Consider the following 24159-nt stretch of genomic DNA (forward strand, 5'->3'; position numbering starts at 1 on the left):
GGAGAGTGATGTCCATCCGCAGGATGACGATAGCATCAGCCGGGTGTGAGTATAACTGAGGCGGGGCGGTAAGCGCTCCAGGCGGAGGCAAAGACGAAGAGGCGTTCTTGCCGCGTCTGGATACTGATAGTATCTCTGATATCAGGTTGTCGCTTTCGTACAGGGATTTTTATGGGCTACCCAAAGTTATTGCAGAAAATCTTGTCAGACGATCCTCTCCGAATGAACGTTCTTTATGCGGTTCGGCGGTTAAAACTAAACGATGGCTGGGTCGGGGCGGGGTTTGTGCGAAATGCAGTATGGGATAACTTACATGGATATGGACAAAACCCGGTATCTGGCGATGTGGATGTCGTGTGGTTTGATCGTGAATGCTGTGACCAGGAATACGATAGCTATCTGGAAAAAAAACTCAGCCAACAATTGCCTGGGGTTGAGTGGTCGGTAAAGAATCAAGCCAGAATGCATTTACGTAATGGTGATAGCCCTTATCACTCAACGGAAAATGCTTTGCTGTACTGGCCCGAAACCGCTACGGCCATTGGGGTGAGGCTGGGACATGACGATGGTATGGAAATTATTGCGCCTTATGGTCTTGATGATCTCTTTGAGCTGCGTCTGAGGCCGACTCCCATATTTGAGCATAAAAAGCTTGATACTTTTAAGCGACGAATTACTGACAAGCGCTGGCTGGAGCGCTATCCCGGATTGCGTCTTTTTGTCCCCGGGCAATCGGTGTCCTGAACCGCTGTTATTTCCAGCCCCTGATGACTAATAGTAAAAGTGAACACTTTGACAGCAGTAGCGTTAACGTTTTATAAAAATGGACAATCAAAACAAAGGAATGCCACGTATGAAAATCTATACCTATCCAAAAAGCAGGTCACTGAGAGCAGTCTGGGCCTTTGAAGAGCTTGGGGCCGCTTATGAAGCCATCAAGGTTGACCTTCTGAGTCCGGCGCCCGGCGTTAAATCACCGCATCCTTTTGGAAAGGTTCCGTTTTTGATAGATGGTGAGATCGCCATAAGTGAAACGCTGGCGATATGTATTTACTTATGTGAGAAATATCCTGGTACATCCCTTTATCCGGAAAATCCGCAACAAAAAGCCAGTGTGAATTCGTGGATAAGCTTCGCTCTTACCGATCTGGAAGCGCCGATCTGGAATCTGCTTAAACATATAGTCTTCACTCCGGTTAATCAGCGCTCTGAAGAATTAATGAGCCACTTCAGGCGTGATGCAAACAAGGCGCTTTGCCAAATGCCATTTAATCCGGCTCATCCATGGATTGCCGGAAATGATTTTACACTAGCCGATATTTTTGTCTCGCACACGTTATTGTGGGCAAAAATATGCGGATTAGAAATCAATGATAATCTCAACAGTTATATGCACAGGGCGATGACCAGACCTGCTTTTTTAAGAGCGCAGGAAATAAATAATCACGAATAGTGTTTGCCGTAACCGTATTGGGTGTCAAGCTGGGCCAAAGCAGATGCTTTGGCCCAACCGTGTCGAATTAAACTTTGCCAAGCAGAATATTTAACATACGGCGTAAAGGCTCGGCCGCTCCCCATAATAGCTGATCGCCTACCGTCAGCACCGAATAGACAGGCTCATTGTTTAGCGCCATTTTCTTATAGCGGCCAATGCCTACTTTAAGAGAGCCGCTAATATAGGCTGGAGTCAGTCTGCTAACGCTTTCCTCTTTATTATTTGGCACATAGTTAACCCATGGGTGAGAGGATGTGACTAATTTAGCAAACTCTTCCTCGCTAACTTCACGACGCAGCTTAAGAGTTATTGCCGCACTGTGGCATCGGATGACGCCAACCCGTACACACAGGCCGTTTACCGGAATGGTACCGGGCGACAGGCCAAGAATTTTGTTCGTTTCTGCCTCACCTTTCCATTCTTCACGGCTGTTTCCGTCGCTTAAGTCACTGTCAATCCATGGAATAATGCTGCCCATTAAAGGCGCGCCGAAGTTTTGCGTGGGCATGTCAGCGCTGTTAATCAATTCACTGACCTTATTAACTAACGGAAGCACTGAACCTGAGGATGCCAGCTCATCCGGAGATAAATGGCGGCTTATGTAAGCACTTTGCGCAATGAGTTCCCGTACATACTGTGCACCAGCACCCGATGCGGACTGGTAGGTCATCACACTCATCCATTCGATCAAGTCAGCCTTTATCAACCCAGCCAGCCCCATAAGACTCAGCGTAATGGAACAGTTGCCGCCGACAAAAAGTTTAATACCTTCTTTAATTGCACGATCGATATTGTTGCGGTTGACGGGGTCGAGAATAATGCAGGCTTTCTCATCCATCCGCAGCGCTGAAGCCGCGTCAATCCAGTAGCCTTCCCAGCCATGGTTAAGCAAAGCAGGGTATATTGCTTTGGTATAATCCCCGCCCTGGCAGGTTATGATGATGTCCATTTCGGCCAGCGCACTTACGGAATTAGCATCTTTAAGTGTGTAGCTGACGCCATCAATGACAGGACCGGCGGCTCCTGCACTGGAGGTGCTGAAAAAATGCGCTGATATATTGTCGAAGTCGTTCTCTTCGATCATTCGCTGTAGCAAAACAGAACCGACCATTCCTCGCCAACCAACAATGCCAATCTGCTTCATTTGCTTAACCCTAATTACGTTATGAGAATGTTAATTTTCTTCGAAGCACGTTATATCTCATTCCAAATTAAAGGTCATTACGAACAACATCCGATTCCGTCATTATTAAAATGTTTCATATAGCATCAGCGATTTTTATCTCTTCCATAGCTAAAAATCCATTGCAAGCGTTTGATATGAAAACAATAATATTCAGGTCGATATCCTGCGGTATTCGCATTTAAAGGGAAGAACAGGCTTAAGACATCCGCTTCTGGCATATAGCTGCCAGACTCAACAAAGCCAGGGTTTGCAATGAGGAGGAGCGGGCCTTCAATGATGTGTATCAGACTCTCTTTTACATTCCGGCCAGAGATGTTATCGGGAGAGCATGACAGTACGGATGAATACCTGTGACGATTTTGGTTGTATTGCCTGCACGGGAAACGATGGTGTTGCAGTATGCAGCGCGCGGGAGTCTGATTCCCACCATATCCCGTATGAAACATTGTATGAGGTATGAAGAGGCGGAACAAAGTCCATGGAAGCTGGATATGAGAATGCTGCAAAATGTCAGCATGCGCTAAGATCTCATCTTCCTGCCGATTTTCTTCACTGGAAGGAGAGGGAGTACCGCTCGTTTCACTCGGTTAATAACATTTACCTTGAAAGCATTATTTTTCTGTTGCATCTATTTAATAGTTAATTCAGGATGGTTTTTGTCGTCGACGGCTACTATGTATATAAAATGGTGAAATATTGACGCAAAGGGATTTTATATGAAAGAAATTAATCTGTACGCAATAGGTAGAATTACTTTGGCTGATGATAAAGTAAAAATCATTCTGCATCCTCCTTACCGTTCTGGTTTAAAAGGAATAGAAGGCTATAGTCATGCTACTCTATTATGGTGGTGTGATGGTTGCGATGATAAATCGTCTCGTCAGACTGTTATTACATCAACTCCTTATACTGAAGATGAAATGGGAGTATTTGCTACTCGCTCTCCGCAAAGACCGAATACAATAGCGATTACAACAACAGAAATATTGCATGTTGATTTAAACGCTGGATTGCTCATTGTATCCTGGATTGATGCGGAAAATGGTAGTCCAGTTATAGATATTAAACCTTACATTCCCAGTTTAGATCGTGTCGAAAATCCCATAACCCCTGGGTATTTATCTGGCTGGCCCAGTTCTTTAGAAAAGTCTGCTGATTTTGACTGGTCTTCAGTTTTAACTTATTGATAAAGCCGGAAACCCATATCTCAATCACAAACCTCTTCCATGAGCGGGATAGAAAGTTTTATCCGTAATGCTTTATATTATTGAACAGGCTTTGTTGAATAATTCAGGGTTAGCTGACAAGATGTCTCATGTATATATCGTGAATGCACGAGGGCTTATCCCTGTCCCCTATGGGGTGGGGATCTGCTGTTGCAAAATACTGGCGTAGAGATAGCGAACAATATTGGATCCGCTCAGTATCACTGCCACACCTGCATAGGCTCGTCCATCATACGTGAGCGGCTGGAAGCCTGGAGCAGGCGGTGCTGCGCTGTCGCCGTATCGTGGTCCAGGTTTGTACGGGCTGCCATTTCCTGCTTTTCCCGGAATCTCAAGAAAACAATAAACATGCTTGATTATGCCAGAAAATATTAAATAGCATATTCAGGCTTCCTTGCCCTTGTCTCTCGTCAATCATTAAACTGCGGGTGGAGAAATTTCCACGGGTTGCTGTCGCTGCCGCGCGCTACCGCTACTTCAATTAACACCGGTTTATCAGCGGCGAATGCTTGTTCCAGCGCCTGGCGCAGCATTTGCGGCGTAGTGACACGTATCCCCTGCACGCCGAAAGCTTCAGCGAACTTCACGAAATCCGGATTTACCAACTCAGAACCAATAAAACGGCCGGCGAAGCTCTGCTGCTGATCGCGGTAAACATTGCCATAAGACTGGTTATTGAATACCACGGTGACCAGATTAATGTTGTACTGCACTGCCGTTGCCAGCTCCTGAGCGGCAAACATAAAACCACCATCGCCGCAGATAGACAATACCGCTATGCCGGGATTGGCTACTTTAACCCCCAGCGCCGTCGGGAAGCCGTAACCGAGAGTTCCCTGATGGCCGGAGGATATAAAAGTGCGCGGCTGGTACATCGGTAAACCAAAGATAGCGGTAAATCCGACCTGTGATACCTCGTCAATGAAGATCCCATCGCGCGGCAGTACTTCGCGAATTGCCTGTAAATAACTGACCTGCGGCTGGATTTTCTTAATGGCTGCGGCGGCGATTTCTTTGGTTTCCGCCAGCGTCTGGTCGCGTCGCGGTGGTGTCCCGGTTGCGCTAACAGCGCTAATCAATGCCCGGGCGCCGTCAGACGCATCGCTGATGATATTGATATCTGCCTTCAGGCGTCGCACTTCGCCGGCATCAATATCAATGCGAATAATTTTCAGCCCCTGAGGACGGTAATTCCAGCGAATATCCAGCAGCTCAAAGCGTGAACCGATCACAATCGCCACATCGGTCTGCGGCCAGAGACGAGCCCCGGAAACCACGTTGAACCCCAGCGGATGATCGTCAGCCATAATCCCACGGCCGCCGCGGAAACTGACCACCGGCGCGCCAAGAGTTTCGGCCAGCGCCCTCACTTCCGGCGCTGCATCTGAAGCACCGCTGCCGACAAATATCATCGGCGCCCGGCAGTTCTGGAGAAGTTTCGCTGCCGCGTCGACAGCATCAGTATCTACCGGCGGTTTCGGTTTCTGCGCCAGCGGCGCAACACCATCCACCCGCGCCGTACGGGTGAAGAAATCCCATCCCGCCTGTAGCGCCACCATCCCTTGTCTGCCGGATGTCATCTCCTGAAACGCGCGGGCAACCAGCCACGGCGCGTCGCAGGGCTGCTCAATGTGGGCACTCCATTTTCCGATATGGCCGAGGATATCAAGCTGACGTGGTAGCTCATGTAGTTGACCGCGCCCACGGTCTTTGTAAGCCGATTCGACATCGCCGGTCAGAGCCAGTACCGGCGCGTTACAGCCGTGGGCGGTTAACAGTGCCGCACTGGCGTTAAGAATACCAGGCCCCGGGACAACGGCGCATACCCCGGGTTGTCCGGTGGATCGGGCATAACCGTAGGCCATATAGGCGCTGGTTTGTTCATGCCGGGCGCCAATCGTGCGAATTGCCTGTCTGTTGCGCGCTAAGGCATCGGTCAGGCCATAAATTTGCGCGCCGGGTAAGGCAAACACAGTATCCACATGGTGGTGTTTCAGGCCATTAACGATAGCATCTCCGCCCGTCATATGCTGCGGCGTATTCTGGTCATTATTCATATTAAGATCCTCATTCATGATTAGCGGCTGGTGAATGGCACGTAATGCACTTCCATATGCTCTCTGACTGATGAGTAAACTCCGTTATTAAATAAATAATCAGGCTTCCTGATGTCCTTTTGATAATTAATTTGCGGCGCTAATGGTGTGGTAAAAAATACTTCTCCGGATATCTGTTATTACGTTAGCAGTCATCGGCACCGGCGAACATGTCGGCCCGGGAATAGTTGCCATGTCAATATGACATGTTTTGACTCCCGGGATTTAACGAGGCCGACGCCTGACAGTGCTGATAGACAAATTGCCGAAACCACTGATGTTCCGGGGAGTTATGAGTTCGGCGGTGCCAGACAACCCAATAGCGAAAACGCCAGGTGGCGAAATCCAGTGGCCGCCAGGTTAATGGCCGTGTTCCAACACTGTGCTCCAGTAAATATCGGGGAATGGTTAACAGGTTGTCCGATTGCGCGGCCACGTCCAGCGCGGCGGAGAAAAACGGCACCGACAGACGAATGACCCTGCTGACCTGTTGCTGCTTCAGGTAATTATCAATAAAACCGTCTTTATCACCGCCGCCGCTAATTTTGATATGCGACCAGTTAAGATAATCGCTAAGGGTAATTTTTTCCGCGTTGGCAAGTGAGTGATCGCTACGTAAACAACAGACTGGAATATCATCGCCGATGATTCGGCCATGAAATTCCGGCGGCGCATCTTCAACCAGCGTGGTGGCGAGGTCCACCTTACCGCTGGACAGCCAGTCGTAACGATTGGGTTGCCAGGTCAGATAATCAATGCAAACCCCTGGCGCGACTTGCCTCAGGTGACGGATTAAGTCCGGCAGAATGTGTGTGGCGACATAATCGGAGGCCGCAATGGAGAACCGGCGGGTACAACTCCCGGGATCGAAGATCAACGGCTGCGCCAGCGAGTCGAGATTTTGTAATATCTGGCTCAGCGGGGTGAGCAGCGCACTGGCTTTATCCGTTAACAGAAACTGTTTCCCCTGACGAACCAGCAACGGATCATCAAAGGCAGCACGATAATGGGCTAACTGGCGACTGAGGGCCGACTGGCTGCTGCCCATGGTCGCGGCAGCGTGGGTCAGGTTGCGCTGTTCAAGAATAACCAGCAGGGTTTTCAACTGGATAATACTCAATGAGGAAAACAGTGAATTCATGCGTTTCTCGCTTTCGCTTATCATTAGTTAAACCACAATGTCCTCATTTTTATCGCAGGCCAATACTATTAATATGTTAATAATATGGTATGGATCACAAATCAGAGAAGTTGTTTTTTTGCGCATTTATTAGATGATTTGATAATGCAATGAAATTAAACATTATTTTATCTTTACATCCCTTCGCCTTGCCCGGATTACTTTAAAATAAACTGCTTGATATCGCCGGGATAAAGGCTTAAATAAATAAAATGTTAATATATTAATAAAACCATAATAAACCTCTGGGCAAGTGTCCGCGGCTGGCTGTGGCCTGTCGCCGTGGTGCAAATTGCGCTGATATGCACATCGATAACCCTGAGAGACCCTACAATGACGATTGAAAATGTAATAGCCGCTGTACCGGCACCGGATATTTTGCGCTGTGCTTATATGGAGATACAGGTTACCGACCTGCGGGCCGCCCGCGAATTCTATGTCGATATTCTCGGCCTGACGGTCACCGCAGAGGACGACCAGCATATTTACCTGCGCTCCATTGAGGAGTTTATTCACCATAACCTCGTTCTGCGCCAGGGGCCTATTGCCGCCATGGCGGCCTTCTCTTTCCGGGTGCGTAGTCCGGAAGATGTCGACAGGGCTGAGGCCTGGTTCCGGGCTCGGGGATACCGGACCGAGCGCCGCAAAGAAGGATTCACCCGCGGGATAGGCGATTCCGTACGCGTTGAAGATCCGCTCGGCTTCCTACGCGATCCTGACGGCCATCGTATTGAGATCTACACCCAGGACTACTACACCGGCGATCCGGACAACCCGGTGATGGGCTGGGGTATTCACGACAACCAGCGCCGCGACTGGTGGGGTAATCCGGTGGTCGCGAGCTGGTATACCGAAGGCTCACTGGTTATGGATCTGGATGGCAACCCCCAGCCGGTCACAGAGCGCAGCGAGCCGAGCGAAATGGCGGTCACTATCGGTGCCGATGGTTTCTCTTACACCCGTAAAGACGATGTTCTGGAAGGTTTCCGGCTCGGCAACAGCCTGTAACGGTCAAGGAGAGAAGTATGTCAACATTAGCTCAATCTGCGCAGGAGAATCACGCGACGGCCGATGAACAGCGGGTAATGAGTAAGCTGTTCCGCCGCCTGGTGGCGTTCCTGTTCGTTTTATTCGTATTCTCCTTCCTGGACCGCATCAATATCGGTTTTGCCGGGTTGACCATGAGCCAGGATCTGGGGCTGACCTCCACGATGTTTGGCCTTGCCGCGACGCTGTTTTACGTCACCTACGTGCTGTTCGGAGTGCCGAGCAATATTATGCTCAGCCGGGTTGGGGCACGGCGCTGGATCGCCGTCATTATGGTGGTCTGGGGCGTGGCGTCTACCTGTACCCTGTTTGCCACCAGCGCCGGTACGCTGTATGCGCTACGTATGATTGTCGGTGTTGCTGAGGCTGGCTTTGTGCCGGGTATTCTGCTGTATCTCACCTGGTGGTTTCCGTCCTGGTATCGGGCCCGCGCCAACGCGCTATTTATGATCGCTATGCCGCTGACGATGATGTTCGGATCGATGCTTTCCGGCTATATTCTGGCGCTGGACGGGGTGATGAACCTCAGGGGCTGGCAATGGTTATTCCTGCTGGAAGGGCTGCCGTCGGTGATCCTTGGCGTAGTGACCTGGTTTTATCTTGATGATAAACCGGCGGATGCAAAATGGCTGAACGCTGATGAAAAACAGACTCTTCAACGGATGATGGAAAGCGATCGCAGCGTCAACCGGAAGATGTTGACCTCCCGGCCCGTTTCGCTGTGGCGCGAAATTTTTACCCCGGTAGTAGTGCTCTATATTCTCGCCTACTTCTGCCTCACTAATAGTCTCAGCGCCATCAATATCTGGACGCCGCAAATCCTCAAAAGCTTTAATGTCTCCAGCAGCAATATTACCGTCGGTCTGTTGGCGGCGATCCCCCAGTTTTGCACCATCGTGGTGATGATGTGGTGGAGCAAACGTTCCGATCGCCTCAAGGAACGTAAGCGTCATACAATCTACCCTTACCTGTTTTCCGCCGCTGGCTGGCTGCTGACATCGCTGACCGCACATCCGCTGATTCAGTTGTTGGGTCTGATAATGGCCTCAGCCGGAGCATTCACCGCCATGACGCTGTTCTGGACTACGCCCGATCGGGCGATCAGCGTCGGCGCTCAAGCAGTTGTGCTGGCGACTATCAGCGGCGCGGGCAATATTGGCTCCGGGCTTAGCCCACTGCTGATTGGGGTAATTCATGATATGACCGGGAATTTTAATGCCGGCTTGTGGTTTATGGCTGGGTTACTGATTATCGGCGCGCTGGTACTGGCATATATACCAATGGGCGGGGTGCAGGCGGCGACCAAAATCGTCTGCGATAAGCCCGTCGGCCGTCGGCCCTTCTGGCAGTGATTCGCCGCCGGACCAATCACAGCGGTATCGGTCAGCGCAGGGAACGCGCGCTTAACCGTTCTCCTGGCGGACATACAGATACGCCGTCGCCCGGGAGATGCCGAGATGCTGGGCCACGGTGTCCATAGACTTACGTAATGCCTGAATTAAGGCTTTGCGGTCAGCAACGTTGAGCGCTCTGGCCGTGGTCGTGCGCTTTGCCGCATAGCTGTCGATGCGCTGGCGAATGGCTTCGGAACCGGTAGCCGGCTCAAGATGTTCGACCACCGCACTGCTTTCAATCTCCGTGAACTGCGCCAGAGCGCTCTGTATTCCCGAAATAGCGTGATATCCACATTCAGGCACAGGGCGGCGACATATTTACCACTGCTGTCTTTAATGCCGATGGAGGCGCTCTTTACCGGCCGGCCATCCGCAAACTGGTTGGCATAGTTAGCAATAATACTGGGGAAGTCTGGTGACGCAATACGCGCCAGTCCCAGCTCGGTAGCCGGCTGTAATCCGACACGTCTCCGCCAGATATGGGACGAATACCAGGCATCACAGAGCACGGTCGTCACTGAACCGGTTGCCGAGCTGCCCGTGGAAGTGGCTGAAGTAGTGAATGCAGCCTCCGCCGCGCTGTCCGAACGCATCATGGGTGGATAGCCTGAGCCACGTAGCCCGATCCTCCGCTACGCCCGCCATCAGGGCTTTCAATTTCGCCGCTGATTAAAGAGCTCGTCGACCGCTTAACGATAGAGGAGGTTGATTATCCGGCGGAGAGCCATGTCGGCCGATTGATCAGAGTGACGCTCGATGAACTTGCCGCCATGCCGCAGCAGAAATTAAGCCTGCCGGTTTCGGCGCACCCTAAGATCCGCGCTATGGCGGATGCGCTGGTCAGCCACCCGGAGGATCGCAGTACCTTTAAAGTTTGGGCGAAACGGCTGGCACTCAGCGAGCGCTCATTAGCCCGCCTGATGCTGCGCGAAACCGGGCTGACCTTCGGGCGATGGCGTCAGCAGCTGCATTTGATTATTGCCCTGCGGGAGCTGGCAAGCGGGGTATCGGTGCAAAACGTGGCGGCTAATCTGGGCTATGAGTCGGTAAACGCGTTTATCACTATGTTCAGAAAAACGATGGGCAGCACGCCCGCGCACTATTTTGCCGGTCGAAGAACGGCGGATCCCGCAGTGATGCCTGTCCTTGATAAGGCGTGAGGCGAAGCTGGCAGTAAGCCGCCAGCCAAACTGTTCGGGGCAGAGACTGCAACGGGATCAACGCTGAGAGCGTAAGCCTTTTTCCGACAGGGGAGCTGATTGCTGGCGTAACCCCTGCGTTTGCGCGCAGCCGATACTGCGTCGCCACGCGCCTGGGGCCTGGCCAAACTGACGCTTGAAGCTGCGGTTGAAGGACTGCTGGGAGTCAAAGCCGAGGGCGATAGCCACGTTCAAAATGGGCTCATCGCTGTGGGCCAGCCGTTCGACCGATTTTTGCAGCTTTTGCGCGCGAATATACTCGGCAAGAGGATAGCCGGTATGTTCTTTGAATATCCGCTGCAGGTGCCATTTCGAATAGCCGGCTCGCCTGGAAACGGTGTCAATGTTGAGACGACTATCGAGATTATTATCGATCCAGTCGAGTAAATCGTGAATAAATGCGCCAGTGTTCATCTTGTTTACCCCACGCAGCTTATTAAAAGCATCTTTATCTGTTGCATTTAAAGGTGGCCGGTTTTTGCGTTAATTGCAAGTTTTATTGTTGCATTTAAATCCACGGTAAAAACGCGCCTTTTTCCAGTGCCAGGAATAGCACATAAAGTGCAACAATTATTCTTGCACTAAATTTAGCGCCTTCCTACAATCGCCGCGATAGTGTATTCGCAACTGTTACAGTTTTGTGGCGACGATCGACACAAATGGCCTTAGCCAGCCCGGGCAAAGGAAGCGGCGTTTCCTGCTGCGTCTTGCCCGACGGCTACAATTACCGGAATAAAAATAATGAGCCTGCAAAAAACCTGGGGTAAGTTTCATCTGAATGCGTCGGGAGCAATGTTACTCTCCGTGCTTCTTGTCGGGTGCGATCAGGGTGTCGCGCAAAACGCCGCGCCGCAAGCTCCCGCCGTCAGCGCCGCTGACGTGGTGGTGAAATCCATTAGCCAGTGGGATAGCTTTAACGGTCGAATTGAAGCGGTGGAAAGCGTTCAGCTCCGTCCCCGCGTCTCAGGCTACATTGATAAAGTGAACTACACCGATGGCCAGGAGGTGAAAAAGGGCGAGGTACTGTTCACCATCGACGACCGCACCTATCGCGCTGCGCTGGAGCAGGCGCAGGCGACGTTAGCCAGAGCCAAAACGCAGGCCAGCCTGGCGCGCAGCGAGGCTAACCGTACCGATAAATTAATCAATACCAACCTGGTATCTCGTGAAGAATGGGAGCAGCGGCGTTCCGCCGCCGCCCAGGCCCAGGCCGATATTCGCGCAGCGCAGGCGGCGGTAGATGCCGCACAGCTTAACCTTGATTTCACCAAAGTGACCGCGCCGATCGATGGCCGCGCCAGCCGTGCGCTGATCACCAGCGGTAATCTGGTGACCGCGGGCGACAGCGCCAGCGTGCTCACCACGCTGGTCTCGCAGAAAACGGTTTATGTCTATTTTGATGTCGATGAGTCGACCTATCTTCACTATCAACATCTCGCCCGCAGCGGACAGGGGGCGTCCAGCAATCACCAGGCGCTACCGGTAGAGATTGGTCTTGTTGGCGAGGAGGGCTATCCCCATCAGGGCAAAGTGGATTTTCTTGATAATCAGTTAACCCCGAGTACCGGCACGATCCGCATGCGCGCGCTGCTGGATAACGCCCAGCGTCAGTTCACGCCGGGACTCTTTGCCCGCGTCCGCCTGCCGGGCAGCGCTGAATTCAACGCCACGCTTATCGACGACAAGGCGGTGCTGACCGATCAGGATCGCAAATATGTCTATATCGTTGATAAAGAGGGGAAAGCGCAGCGTCGCGATATCACCCCGGGGCGTCTGGCCGCCGGTTTACGCATTGTGCAGAAGGGGCTGAATCCCGGTGATAGAGTCATCGTCGATGGTTTACAAAAAGTGTTTATGCCGGGGATGCCGGTTAACGCTAAGACCGTTGCCATGACCGCCAGCGCCGCCCTCAACTGATCCCTTTTCTGAGAATCCGACACATGGACTTTTCCCGCTTTTTTATCGACAGGCCGATTTTCGCCGCGGTACTGTCGATTCTGATTTTTATCACCGGCTTAATTGCTATCCCGCTGCTGCCGGTGAGCGAATATCCTGACGTAGTACCGCCAAGCGTGCAGGTGCGCGCGGAGTATCCCGGCGCCAACCCGAAGGTGATTGCCGAGACCGTGGCGACGCCGCTGGAGGAAGCAATCAACGGCGTTGAGAACATGATGTACATGAAATCTGTCGCCGGATCTGACGGTGTACTGGTGACCACCGTCACATTCCGTCCGGGTACCGACCCGGATCAGGCGCAGGTTCAGGTACAAAACCGGGTGTCGCAGGCCGAGGCGCGTCTGCCGGAAGATGTGCGCCGTCTGGGAATTACCACTCAGAAACAATCGCCGACGCTGACGTTGGTGGTGCATCTGTTCTCGCCCGGCGGTAAATACGACTCCCTGTATATGCGTAACTACGCCACGCTAAAAGTGAAAGATGAACTGGCGCGTCTGCCCGGCGTCGGCCAGATTCAGATATTTGGCTCGGGCGAATACGCGATGCGCATCTGGCTGGATCCGAATAAGGTGGCGGCACGCGGGCTGACCGCCTCGGATGTGGTCACGGCGATGCAGGAGCAAAACGTACAGGTATCCGCCGGCCAGCTTGGCGCCGAGCCGCTGCCGAAGGAGAGCGATTTCCTGATCTCCATTAATGCCCAGGGGCGTCTGCACACGGAAGAAGAGTTTGGCAATATTATTCTGAAAACGGCGCAGGACGGCTCGCTGGTACGCCTGCGCGACGTGGCGCGCATTGAGATGGGTTCCGGCAGCTACGCCCTGCGTTCCCAGCTAAACAATAAAGATGCGGTAGGTATCGGTATTTTCCAGTCGCCGGGGGCAAATGCTATCGATTTGTCTAACGCGGTGCGCGCAAAAATGGACGAGCTGTCGAAACGCTTCCCGCAGGATATGCAATGGGCGGCGCCTTACGATCCAACGGTTTTTGTTCGCGACTCCATTCGCGCGGTGGTGCAAACGCTGCTGGAAGCGGTGGTGCTGGTAGTGCTGGTAGTGATCCTGTTTCTGCAAACCTGGCGCGCGTCGATTATTCCGCTGATCGCGGTACCGGTATCGGTGGTGGGCACCTTCAGCATTCTGTACCTGCTGGGCTTTTCACTAAACACGCTGAGCTTGTTCGGCCTGGTGTTGGCTATCGGGATCGTGGTAGATGATGCCATCGTGGTAGTAGAAAACGTCGAGCGAAACATCGAAGAGGGGCTGGCTCCGCTTCAGGCGGCTCATCAGGCGATGCGTGAAGTTTCCGGGCCGATTATCGCCATTGCGCTGGTTTTGTGTGCGGTATTCGTGCCAATGGCGTTTCTCTCCGGCGTCACCGGCCAGTTCTACAAGCAGTTTGCGGTGACGATCGCGATTTCTACGGTGATCTCCGCCATCAACTCGCTGACGCTCTCTCCGGCGCTGGCGGCTTTATTGCTAAAACCGCACGGCGCGGCGAAAGACTTTCCGACCCGGCTTATCGACCGCCTGTTTGGCTGGATATTCCGTCCTTTTAACCGCTTTTTCCATCGCAGCTCAAACGGCTATCAGGGGCTGGTGGGCAAAACGCTCGGCCGACGCGGCGCGGTGTTTGCCGTCTATTTACTGCTGCTCTGCGCCGCAGGCGTGATGTTTAAAGCGGTACCCGGCGGGTTTATTCCGACGCAGGATAAGCTCTATTTAATTGGCGGCGTGAAAATGCCAGAAGGCTCGTCGCTGGCGCGCACCGATGCGGTGATCCGCAAAATGAGCGAAATCGGGATGAATACCGAAGGCGTGGATTATGCGGTCGCTTTCCCGGGGCTTAATGCGCTTCAGTTTACCAATACGCCGAATACCGGGACGGTCTTTTTCGGCCTGAAACCGTTCGATCAGCGTAAGCACTCGGCGGCGGAAATTAACGCGGAGATCAACGCGAAAATCGCCCAAATCCAGCAGGGCTTTGGTTTCTCCATCCTGCCACCGCCGATTTTAGGCCTGGGTCAGGGTTCCGGTTATTCGCTGTATATCCAGGATCGCGCTGGCCTTGGCTACGGCGCGCTGCAAAACGCGGTGAACACCATGTCCGGTGCGATAATGCAGACGCCGGGGATGCATTTCCCTATCTCAACCTACCAGGCTAACGTTCCGCAGCTGGATGTGCAGGTCGATCGTGATAAGGCGAAAGCGCAGGGCGTGTCGCTGACCGAGCTGTTCGGTACGCTGCAAACCTATCTGGGCTCATCGTACGTAAATGACTTTAACCAGTTCGGCCGCACCTGGCGAGTGATGGCGCAGGCCGACGGACCGTTCCGCGACAGCGTGGAGGATATTGCCAATTTGCGCACCCGGAATAATCAGGGTGAAATGGTGCCAGTCGGCAGTATGGTGAATATCAGCACCACCTACGGCCCGGATCCGGTGATTCGCTACAATGGCTATCCGGCAGCGGATCTGATTGGCGATGCCGATCCTCGTATCCTCTCGTCAGCGCAGGCGATGACGCAGCTGAGCGCGATGTCTAAGCAGATACTGCCGAACGGGATGAATATTGAATGGACCGATCTGAGCTTCCAGCAGGCCACGCAGGGCAATACGGCGCTGATTGTCTTCCCGGTGGCGGTTCTGCTGGCGTTCCTGGTGCTGGCGGCGCTGTACGAAAGCTGGACCCTGCCGCTGGCGGTGATCCTGATCGTGCCGATGACCATGCTCTCCGCGCTGTTCGGCGTCTGGCTGACCGGCGGCGATAACAACGTGTTCATGCAGGTGGGTCTGGTGGTTCTGATGGGGCTGGCGTGTAAAAACGCCATTCTGATCGTCGAGTTTGCCCGCGAGCTGGAAATTCAGGGGAAAGGGATCATGGATGCGGCGCTGGAGGCGTGCCGCCTGCGTTTACGCCCGATTGTGATGACCTCCATCGCCTTTATTGCCGGGACCATTCCGCTGATCCTCGGCCACGGCGCGGGTGCCGAAGTGCGCGGCGTCACCGGCATCACGGTGTTCTCCGGGATGCTGGGCGTGACGTTGTTTGGTCTGTTCCTGACGCCGGTGTTTTACGTAACGCTGCGTAAATTCGTCACGCGCGGTAAACCGGTGAAGGACGTTGTGCCTGCGTAGAATCAGGAATTAAAACTGACAAAAAAACCGCTTTCACTATGAAGGCGGTTTTTTTTCGTAATCAGGAAATCATTAAAGCGCTTTTTTATAGCGGGCGGTCAGTTCCGGTAGCGGATCGCACCCGCTGGTATCGGCTTTTTTGACCTCTTCCAGCGCGCTTGCCACCGTATGGCGGGCTAAGACATCTAACGAAGCCTGCTCCGCTTCATCGGCGACAGATTTGAAGTACCAGCAGGCGTTGGCGCTGACTACGCAACGGGCAGGGACATCAGGACGCGACGCCCACAGCTTTTTATCTTCTATTACGGAAGCGTAGATATCGCGCAGGGTAATCTGATCCGCAGGACGACCAAGATGAATGGAGCCGTTGCGGCCAAGCGTTGAGACGATAATACCGTCACGCGTGAGGGGAACCATTAATTTGCGGATAAAGCTCGGATTGGCTTCCAGACCGTAGGCCAGAATCGCACTCGTCGAACGTTCACCTAATTGCTCCGCCATCGCTACGCTGAGAACCATCTGCAAAGCTGTCGGGAAGCGGTAATCTAACATTTTATTATCCTGGGTTGCGGTGAATCTTGTTCTTTTTGGCACCGCAGAGGTGAGTAATCAATAAGCAACAATATAACAAATACGATGTTTTTTTTGAAGCAATCTACGCGTGACCTGGCACGTAAAAAAGAGTTTCCACTGCTTGCCGCTGGTGTATCGCCAGGCTCATTCAGACGCTTTAGGAGTTAATAGAGTATCCACCGGATAAAACCGCTCTTTATTGAGGTCGACGCAGGCTTGCAACATTATGCCTTCGATCGAGACAGGGCTGAATTCGTGGTGCTGAGGGTGTCATTGCTTTAACACGCTCACGGGCGTACCGGGAGAGGGATAAGACGGCGTCGATCGTGGAGTAAACGTCCCCATACACTCTGCGTCTGCGTTGCTATGCAACTCCTTCAGCCATCAGGTCGTTTATTACGGCGAACCATGGCGTAAATTATCAATAATGCAAACGGATAATGTGCCTACCTTTAATACACAATAGCATTTAATTAACTATGCCGGAAAAAATAAGATAATTCCAAAGGTGTTAGCCAATATGGGACGTGTGGGATAATGTCGCTAAAATATCTCTTCACATTTATCTTTTTATTTACAGCTGGTTACATTTGGGTGGTGATGTTTTTGGTGATAAATCATGGTTAAAATAAAATCTTCTACTAATATGAAATTGTTGATTAAATTCAGACATTGTTAATTCGTATAAATTTATATGGTTGGCTTTCTATTGCTCGTCCGTAATTTAAGCTGATGAGTTATAGCTGCTTCGATAATTATCCCGTTCGATATTGCCATAGCTCTGGCAGGTCAATTTCTGCTCTGGACGTTTATGTCAAACCACGTCGGGCAAGAAAGTTATTTTAAAGGACAACATAAATGACGAATATCTACGAATCTTCCAATCCGGGCAGTCAGGAAACCGCCAGGCAGTTAACTGCCGCCGCGGTAAATAGCCCGAGCGCGGTATCATGGGGAGCCATTTTTGCCGGCGCAGCGGCGGCAGCTTCGCTGGCGCTGATGCTACTGATGCTTGGGGCAGGATTGGGCCTTACCTCTATTTCTCCCTGGGAAAATCATGGCCTGGCGGCAGGCACCGTGGGTATTGCCGCCATCGCATGGCTGGCGTTTACCCAAATAGTGGCTTCCGGCATGGGGGGATATCTGGCTGGGCGGCTCCGTACGAAATGGGTTGATACGCATAGCAACGAAATCTATTTCCGCGATACGGCGCATGGCTTTCTGACGTGGGCAGTGGCCCTGCTGGTGTCAGCCGTCCTGTTGACGACCACCATCAGTTCACTCATCGGCGGCAGCGCAAAAGTGATTGGTTCAGTTGCCGGGGGGGCGACGGCAACCGCGATGAATAACGCGGGGGACGAATCATCACTGCTTTCGAAGTCATCGATGGAATATTTCACTCGCTCGTTATTCAGAGTCACCCCGGCAGAAAACAGCGGAGTAGCTGCAAATTCAACGGGTAATGATACCACGCCAGTGAATCAGCCCGTGCCGCCAAAGCCGGAATCCCCGGCCCAGTTAGCAGAGGTTACAGGCATTTTTGCTAACAGTATTTATTCTGGCGCGCTTCCCCCTGAAGATCTGACCTATGTGGCGCAGCTCGTTTCTCAGAATACCGGTATCAGTCAGACAGAGGCCGAGCAGCGCGTTCAGGCGGTTTATGATAAGGCGCAGGCCAATTTGAAAGAGGCTAAAAATAAAGCGCAGCAGGGCGCAGACATTGCCAGAAAAACCACTAGCTACATTACCCTGTGGTCATTTATTTCCCTGTTAATCGGCGCTTTTGTTGCAAGTCTTTGCGCAACTTACGGCGGCCGTCAGCGTGATTTATAACTTCTAATACTCATTATGCAGGAGGACCCTATGCGTTCAATATTACTTTTCTTTCTGGGCGTACCCATTCCGATTATTATTTTGATTGCGTTGTTTGTGCACTGAATATTTTCTCCTGTGACAGGAATCGCAGGCCAGAAAATATTTGCCCTGCGCACATTGCCGAACAAGCATAAATGCCCTTTGCGGGCATTTATGCTTTACAGGAGGCGGTTAGCGTTCACGCCGTGCCATTAACAGCGCAAGGTCAACGAGGCGATTCGAGAATCCCCACTCATTGTCGTACCACGCCAGAATTTTGACCATATTGCCGCCAATCACCAGCGTTGACAGACCGTCGATAATGGAAGAGCGCGGGTCGCCCTGATAGTCACTGGAAACGAGCGGTTCATCGCTATAGCCGAGGATCCCTTTCAGCGGTCCCGCAGCGGCGGCCTCGCGAAACGCATTATTGACCTCTTCGGTCGTCACATCACGCTCAAGCGTGACGGTCAGGTCGACAATGGACACCACCGGAACGGGGACGCGCAGCGAGTATCCCGTTAAACGTCCATCCAGCTCAGGGATGACCTTGCCAAGCGCCTTCGCGGCACCGCTGGAATAAGGCACAATCGACAGCGCAGCGGCGCGGGCGCCGCGCAGATCTTTTTCCGGCTGGTCGTGCAGCGCCTGACTGTTGGTATAGGCGTGGGTAGTATTCATCAGACCATGCTTAATGCCGAAATGCTGGTGCAGAACCTGTGCGGCAGGTGCCAGACCGTTAGTAGTACAGCTACCGTTGCTGACGACAAAGTGTTTATCCGGCGAGTAGAGGCTATCGTTAACTCCCATCACGATGGTCAAGTCATCGTTTTTACCGGGAGCGGAGATAATCACTCGCTTTGCGCCACCGCTGTGGATATGCACCGCCGCTTTATCACGTTCAGTGAAGAAGCCGGTGGCTTCAATGACGATATCGACTTCACTTTGACGCCACGGGATGTTGGCCGGGTCGCGTTCGCTGAACACGGTAATGGGTTTACCGTCAACGACCAGTTGCCCGTCACCGGCGGTGACGTCGGCGTCGAGAGTACCGAGCAGCGAGTCGTATTTCAGCAGATGCGCCAGCGTCTTACTGTCCGTCAGATCGTTAATTGCCACAATCTGAATATCCGGATTACCCAGTGCCGCCCGCAGTACGTTGCGTCCGATACGGCCAAAACCGTTAATACCGACCTTTACCATGATCAACTCCTTATTTGTTGTCTCTGGAGCTAATCTAGGCCGCTCACCAGTTGGCGTAAATGACAAAAAAGGATCACTTTACGCCATTTTACGACAGTGAAAGCGCTGGCGGTATTCACCGGGTGTAAGGTGTAGCTGTTTTTCAAACAGCCGTCGCAGGTTAATGCTGTTGCCAAACCCCGTTTGTTCGGCAATGCGATCCAGCGTTTCGTTGGTCTGTTCCAGGCGTTGCCGTGCTGCGGCGAGACGGGCTTCGGCAACGTAGCGCGCTGGCGACGCGCCGGTTTCCCGGGTAAACACGCGGGTGAAATTGCGTGGACTCATGGCGACTTTTTCCGCCAGTTTTTCCACGCTGAGGTCGGCGGTGAGGTTCTCAAGTAACCAGGCCAGCAGATCGTTAATGGGGCCCAGGGTGCTGGTCTGCTGAAGGTTGTAGCGGCTAAACTGCAGCTGCCCTCCGGGACGGCGCAAGTACATGACGAAGTCCTGGGCGATGTCGCGCGCCAGGCTGAAGCCGTAATCCTCTTCAACCAGCGCTAGCGTCAGGTCAAAGCCGGAACTGACTCCGCCCGAGGTCCAGATGTGTTCGTCCTGAATATAGAGCGGACCGCCTTCAACGCGCACCTGAGGAAATTCCGCCTGCATGGTATCCAGTAGCTTCCAGTGGGTAGTGGCTCGTCTGCCGTCCAGCAGCCCGGTTTGCGCCAGCAACATCGCGCCGCCGCAAATAGAGGCAATGCGGCGGGCGTGGGGAGCGGCAAGGCGCAGCCAGTCAACTACCGCAATCCCTTCCTGCGGATTTTGACCTCTGCCGGTAATAATGATGGTATCGAGAGGCTCGCGCGGGTCTATTTCATGCAGACGATGATCGGCCAGCAGATTTAAACCGGACTGACCATGGATCACCTGATGCGGCTGGGTTGTCGCTAGCTGGACCTGATAACAGATGTGCGTAGCGCCTTGCGGATGCAGGCGGTTGGCCTGCATCAGAATGTCGGCAATACCGGCGGATTCAAACAGCATACCGCCATCGGGGACAATAATGAGTATTTTCTTCATGTCCTGAAAAGTAATCTTTTTACAGAATAAGTCAACCGAGCAGACGCAGCGGGAAGGCAAAGTTATTGTGGATGCCGCGATAATTAGCGTCCACCTCTGCCTTGAGAGGCAAAGTACGAAGAGGGCGGCCTCTTATCTGAGCCGTTCGTTATCACGTGGTTAAAAGGGAGTCGCTGCTCTGGCTCCTCCCTGTTTTGCATAAAATCGGGAGTGATTAACTATCCTGAAGACGCGCCAGCATGCCAGCCCTACAAACGCCTATAATTGCGCAGATCAGGATACTGAGTACAGCCGTGAAGATAAATACTCCCGCTCCCGTCATGGCGAGTAGCAGACCGCCAATTAACGGCCCCACGGCGACGCCCAGCGTTGAAAGCGTTGAGGCGCCAAGGTAGGCACCCCGATGCTTTGCGGGGGCTAATTGATCGAGCAAAATATTCAGATTAGGCATCAGAATTGCCTCGCCCATACTGAATAAGCAGGTGACCGCCAGCCATATTACGATATCCGTCGAACGTATGGAAAATAAGATGAACTGGGAAAGTGCGAAAATTACGCCGCCCAGAATAATGCGTCCGGATATATTAGTTTTTGTCAGGAAACGTACAATAAACGTTTGAAAAAAAAGCACCGAGCACGCGTTGGTGACCAGAATCAGAGTAATAAGCTTAACCGCTGCATTATTATCAAGTAATAGCAGATACTGGGGCAGTACTGCCTCGTAATGAATATAAACAATACTGCACAATATGCTGCACAGCAGTGCCGCGATGTAGATCCTGTCCCTGGCGATAATAAACATCATTTGATGCAGTCTAATCGTCTTATCGCCGCTGGGGAGCTGTTCGCTTGTTATTCTGCCCGGCGGCAGGTAAAAGAGTACATAGATGAAAAAGGGCAAATAGGTTAAACCGGTTATCAAAAAAGTCCCTTTCTGCGATGTCAGACCAAATGCTAATCCTACCAGCGGGCCGAAAACCGCCGCGACGTTGATCAGGTAGTAGCGCATCTGAAGGGCAAGCGCACGGCGCCGACGGTCACCAAGCAAATCGCTCATCAACGCGCGCACGGGCGGATCAACCCATGCAAAACAGACGCCGATGATCATCAGGCCTGTTATGAACAATCCCATTCCGCTGGCCAGCGCCAGCGTCATATATCCCACAGCTGAAAATCCGCAGCCCAGCAGAAGAATAATCCTTCGCCCCAGCCTGTCCGAAATCTGCCCCCCATACATGCCGAGAACGACCGAAAGTAATGCGCTGCTGGACATTGCCACGCCAATATCGATAGGCGACATATGGTAATTTTGTGTCATGATCACCGCGATAAACGGCCATGCCATAAAATAGCTAAATCTTATGACAAAGGTAAAAAAGAGCAGCGCATGGACGGTAACGGGAAATGTTTTTAACGTTGGCAAAAGCCCCGGTTCTGCATAACTTTCAGCGACATGTTTTGATGTCATAAGTGACCCTGTTTTTTTAATTAACTGGCGGTGAGTTCCGTGCCACCGCGGGCGAAAAATTGTGTAATCAGCTTGAAATCGTTTTTATAAAAGTAGGGGGGTAAAAATTATAAAATACGTATGGCAGGAGTGTCACAGCTCAGAGGGCCGCTCTTTTCATTTCAACTCAATAAAAAAATACCTGCATCACCACATTATTATAACTATGCTTATTTCCCCCTGAAACGAAAGCGCTGCTTTATTCTATTGTGATTAATTTTAAAAATACAGCATAGCTATCATCAAAAATAAAATCCTTCCGTAGCATAAGTATCACATCTGAACGGTGGGTTCTGCTGTGAGTGCCTGCTCATATCACTTATCCGGTTTTAAAGGCTGGCAGAAAATTTTCAGAGGTCATCCTCGGTGATTTTTATATACAGCGCGCCTAACAGCGACAGGTCGAGTAACAGGGCAAACGCATAAGGAAAACCGGACAAACCGGCAAATTGCAGCGGAATGGCAAGACAAATTCCTGAGGATAGTAGAGCAACCGTAGTCATCACTCCGGCTCTGGATTTTGCAAAACGCGCGGAAACCGCGTTACCGTTACGTTTGCCGGCTATCGCCCTCGACACGATTCCTTGCCCCAGCCCGGAAACGATGACGCCCGGCATCAACGAGTGCCAGCTATACAGGCCACGAAAAGCGAGGATCAAACACAATAAACCCGCTGCGCTGATGAGGAATCCCAGCCGGATGCGGGTCAGATGGGCTGTGGGCAGTAACGCTTCCCAACGCGACCCGATGTAGCCGCCGGCAAAAGCGATAGCCAGAACGCCTGCCAGCGCGAAAGCGGCAGGAAGACTTTGCTGCAAAGAAAACTCCAGTAGAAGAACGATCTGCGCGAGCAGCCCACTGAACAAAAACAAGCCCACAGAAAACCGCATTTTTTCTGTCGGCAGTGCGGTTGCGCTTAAAGTAGCCATTGATCCACTATGCCTCGTTATACATTACCAGGATATATTAAATTCATCCTGAAAAGGGTATGACACAAGCATATCCCTTCTATAATAAGCTTTTCAAAGACACATTTTTCACTCATGGATGAAAAAATCTCATCATGAAATCATCACGTTTACCTCCTCTTGGCGCGCTGCGCGCTTTCCATGCCGTTGCCGAATGCCTGAGCTTCAAAGGTGCCGCTACTCAGCTCAGCGTCAGCGCCACCGCCGTTAGTCATCAAATTCGTCTTCTTGAGTCGGTGCTGGAATGTCGCGTATTCGAACGCTCCGCGCAGAGCGTCAAGTTGACAGCGGCGGGGGAGTTACTTTATGCCGCTACACAAAGCGCTTTTTCCCTGCTGGAAGAGGCGGTAAATAGAATTGAACAGGCCAGACAATCACCAACCTTGATTGTCACCATGACCTCTAATTTTCTGACCAATTGGCTGGTACCTCGTCTGGCTGATTTTAATGAACAGTTTCCGCATATCGATGTGCATTTACACACCAGCGTGGAACGCGTTGATTTAAAAAAACGTACCGTTGACGTGGCTATCCGTTACCGGGAGACCGCGGAAAGCGATTTAGAAAGCACCTTGCTGTATGAGGACCGGTTTATTGTCGTTGCCAGCCCGACGTTGAACTTAAAAACAATCGAAGATCTGAATAACGTCATGCTATTGCATGTGCAAAATCGCCATATCCCCGCCGATTCACCCAGCTGGGATAACTGGAAGAAGCGTTATGGGCCGGAAACACTGAACACTGCCAGGGGGCTTCACTTCAGTGATGAAACGCACGCTTTACAGGCTGCCGTAGCAGGGCACGGTGCTGTTATCGCCAGCAGCCTGCTGGTGGGTGATTTTATTCAGAGAGGGGTATTGGTTGCGCCTTATGACTGCACGCTGCCGGGCGCAAATTATTATCTGGTTACGCTGGAAGAGGCGGCCAATCGTCCTGAAATCATTGCGCTGCGGGAATGGATTCAGAGTGCGCTAAAGGTAACACCATCATAAATACGCATTTAAAGCCAGGTAATCGCATCCTGGAAAGATAGCAGAGCAGGACATTGGTTTTCACCAGGCTTAAGTTCCAGTAAGCCG

At 52.1% G+C, this 24159-nt stretch carries 18 protein-coding genes and 3 pseudogenes; 11 read left to right on the top strand and 10 right to left on the bottom strand.

Annotated elements, in window-relative coordinates; all coding sequences use genetic code 11:
• Positions 1 to 171: 171 nt before the first annotated feature.
• Positions 172 to 744 carry a nucleotidyltransferase family protein gene (locus GJ746_RS11535; protein WP_154680315.1) on the top strand — a complete coding sequence of 191 codons (573 nt, stop codon included), beginning with the start codon at positions 172 to 174 and terminating at the stop codon, positions 742 to 744.
• A 109-nt stretch (positions 745 to 853) separates the two neighbouring features.
• The gene (locus tag GJ746_RS11540) at positions 854 to 1453 is read left to right on the top strand and encodes a glutathione S-transferase family protein (RefSeq protein WP_154680316.1); all 600 of its coding nucleotides are present in this window, start codon (positions 854 to 856) and stop codon (positions 1451 to 1453) included.
• Between the two features lie 67 nt (positions 1454 to 1520).
• Here GJ746_RS11540 and asd read toward each other — a convergent pair whose 3' ends face one another.
• Positions 1521 to 2639 carry an aspartate-semialdehyde dehydrogenase gene (gene asd / locus GJ746_RS11545; protein ID WP_154680317.1) on the bottom strand — a complete coding sequence of 373 codons (1119 nt, stop codon included), beginning with the start codon at positions 2637 to 2639 and terminating at the stop codon, positions 1521 to 1523.
• A gap of 758 nt (positions 2640 to 3397) precedes the next feature.
• Here asd and GJ746_RS11550 point away from each other — a divergent pair.
• A complete protein-coding gene (locus GJ746_RS11550; protein WP_154680318.1) occupies positions 3398 to 3868 on the top strand; it encodes an SAM-dependent methyltransferase in 471 nt (156 codons plus the stop codon).
• A gap of 449 nt (positions 3869 to 4317) precedes the next feature.
• Here the strand turns inward: GJ746_RS11550 and GJ746_RS11555 are convergent, their stop codons facing one another.
• Positions 4318 to 5964 (bottom strand): thiamine pyrophosphate-dependent enzyme, encoded by a 1647-nt coding sequence (locus tag GJ746_RS11555; protein WP_227852776.1) that lies wholly within the window; start codon positions 5962 to 5964, stop codon positions 4318 to 4320.
• A 235-nt stretch (positions 5965 to 6199) separates the two neighbouring features.
• Entirely contained in the window at positions 6200 to 7144 is a 945-nt protein-coding gene (locus tag GJ746_RS11560) for a LysR family transcriptional regulator (RefSeq protein ID WP_195908828.1), read from the bottom strand.
• A 372-nt stretch (positions 7145 to 7516) separates the two neighbouring features.
• Here GJ746_RS11560 and GJ746_RS11565 point away from each other — a divergent pair, with 372 nt between their 5' ends.
• Positions 7517 to 8191, top strand: a complete 675-nt coding sequence (locus GJ746_RS11565; protein ID WP_227852778.1) for a VOC family protein — start codon at positions 7517 to 7519, stop codon at positions 8189 to 8191.
• Between the two features lie 17 nt (positions 8192 to 8208).
• Positions 8209 to 9582: a 4-hydroxyphenylacetate permease gene (gene hpaX / locus GJ746_RS11570; RefSeq protein ID WP_154680320.1), complete on the top strand. Its 1374-nt coding sequence runs from the start codon at positions 8209 to 8211 to the stop codon at positions 9580 to 9582.
• 51 nt (positions 9583 to 9633) lie between these two features.
• Here the strand turns inward: hpaX and GJ746_RS11575 are convergent.
• Positions 9634 to 10094 (bottom strand): annotated as a pseudogene (locus GJ746_RS11575) (transcriptional regulator); the annotation flags it as partial.
• Here GJ746_RS11575 and GJ746_RS25385 point away from each other — a divergent pair.
• Together GJ746_RS25385 and GJ746_RS11580 are read left to right on the top strand one after the other, a co-directional pair.
• A pseudogene (locus GJ746_RS25385) lies at positions 10021 to 10218 on the top strand (hypothetical protein); the annotation flags it as partial. The pseudogenes GJ746_RS11575 and GJ746_RS25385 overlap by 74 nt on opposite strands.
• A gap of 56 nt (positions 10219 to 10274) precedes the next feature.
• Positions 10275 to 10784 (top strand): annotated as a pseudogene (locus GJ746_RS11580) (helix-turn-helix domain-containing protein); the annotation flags it as partial.
• Positions 10785 to 10841: 57 nt separating this feature from the next.
• On the opposite strand, the gene GJ746_RS11585 reads toward GJ746_RS11580, so the two are convergent.
• Positions 10842 to 11237 carry a helix-turn-helix domain-containing protein gene (locus GJ746_RS11585; protein WP_154680321.1) on the bottom strand — a complete coding sequence of 132 codons (396 nt, stop codon included), beginning with the start codon at positions 11235 to 11237 and terminating at the stop codon, positions 10842 to 10844.
• A 327-nt stretch (positions 11238 to 11564) separates the two neighbouring features.
• Here GJ746_RS11585 and GJ746_RS11590 point away from each other — a divergent pair, with 327 nt between their 5' ends.
• Both GJ746_RS11590 and oqxB read left to right on the top strand, forming a co-directional pair.
• Positions 11565 to 12740, top strand: coding sequence for an efflux RND transporter periplasmic adaptor subunit (locus tag GJ746_RS11590; RefSeq protein ID WP_154680322.1), 1176 nt, complete (start codon positions 11565 to 11567; stop codon positions 12738 to 12740).
• A 23-nt stretch (positions 12741 to 12763) separates the two neighbouring features.
• Positions 12764 to 15916: a multidrug efflux RND transporter permease subunit OqxB gene (gene oqxB, locus GJ746_RS11595; protein WP_154680323.1), complete on the top strand. Its 3153-nt coding sequence runs from the start codon at positions 12764 to 12766 to the stop codon at positions 15914 to 15916.
• Positions 15917 to 15988: 72 nt separating this feature from the next.
• On the opposite strand, the gene GJ746_RS11600 is transcribed toward oqxB, so the two are convergent.
• Positions 15989 to 16468 (bottom strand): RrF2 family transcriptional regulator, encoded by a 480-nt coding sequence (locus GJ746_RS11600; RefSeq protein WP_154680324.1) that lies wholly within the window; start codon positions 16466 to 16468, stop codon positions 15989 to 15991.
• An 879-nt stretch (positions 16469 to 17347) separates the two neighbouring features.
• Between GJ746_RS11600 and GJ746_RS11605 the strand changes: the two genes are divergently transcribed.
• Complete coding sequence (locus GJ746_RS11605) at positions 17348 to 18322, top strand: hypothetical protein (RefSeq protein WP_154680325.1); 975 nt, start codon at positions 17348 to 17350, stop codon at positions 18320 to 18322.
• Positions 18323 to 18535: 213 nt separating this feature from the next.
• On the opposite strand, the gene gap is transcribed toward GJ746_RS11605, so the two are convergent.
• The 4 genes from gap to GJ746_RS11625 all read right to left on the bottom strand — a co-directional run bounded on the left by gap (position 18536) and on the right by GJ746_RS11625 (position 22930).
• A complete protein-coding gene (gene gap, locus GJ746_RS11610) occupies positions 18536 to 19546 on the bottom strand; it encodes a type I glyceraldehyde-3-phosphate dehydrogenase (RefSeq protein ID WP_154680326.1) in 1011 nt (336 codons plus the stop codon).
• A gap of 78 nt (positions 19547 to 19624) precedes the next feature.
• On the bottom strand, positions 19625 to 20605 hold the full coding sequence (locus tag GJ746_RS11615) for a GlxA family transcriptional regulator (RefSeq protein WP_154680327.1): 981 nt from the start codon (positions 20603 to 20605) through the stop codon (positions 19625 to 19627).
• Positions 20606 to 20819: 214 nt separating this feature from the next.
• A complete protein-coding gene (locus GJ746_RS11620) occupies positions 20820 to 22073 on the bottom strand; it encodes an MFS transporter (protein ID WP_154680328.1) in 1254 nt (417 codons plus the stop codon).
• Positions 22074 to 22462: 389 nt separating this feature from the next.
• Positions 22463 to 22930 carry a hypothetical protein gene (locus GJ746_RS11625; protein WP_154680329.1) on the bottom strand — a complete coding sequence of 156 codons (468 nt, stop codon included), beginning with the start codon at positions 22928 to 22930 and terminating at the stop codon, positions 22463 to 22465.
• Positions 22931 to 23175: 245 nt separating this feature from the next.
• On the opposite strand from GJ746_RS11625, the gene GJ746_RS11630 reads away from it, so the two are divergent.
• Positions 23176 to 24072 (top strand): LysR substrate-binding domain-containing protein, encoded by an 897-nt coding sequence (locus GJ746_RS11630; RefSeq protein ID WP_154680330.1) that lies wholly within the window; start codon positions 23176 to 23178, stop codon positions 24070 to 24072.
• The last annotated feature ends 87 nt before the right edge of the window (positions 24073 to 24159 follow it).

The organism is Klebsiella oxytoca, assembly GCF_009707385.1.
GTDB classification, from domain to species: domain Bacteria; phylum Pseudomonadota; class Gammaproteobacteria; order Enterobacterales; family Enterobacteriaceae; genus Klebsiella; species Klebsiella oxytoca_C.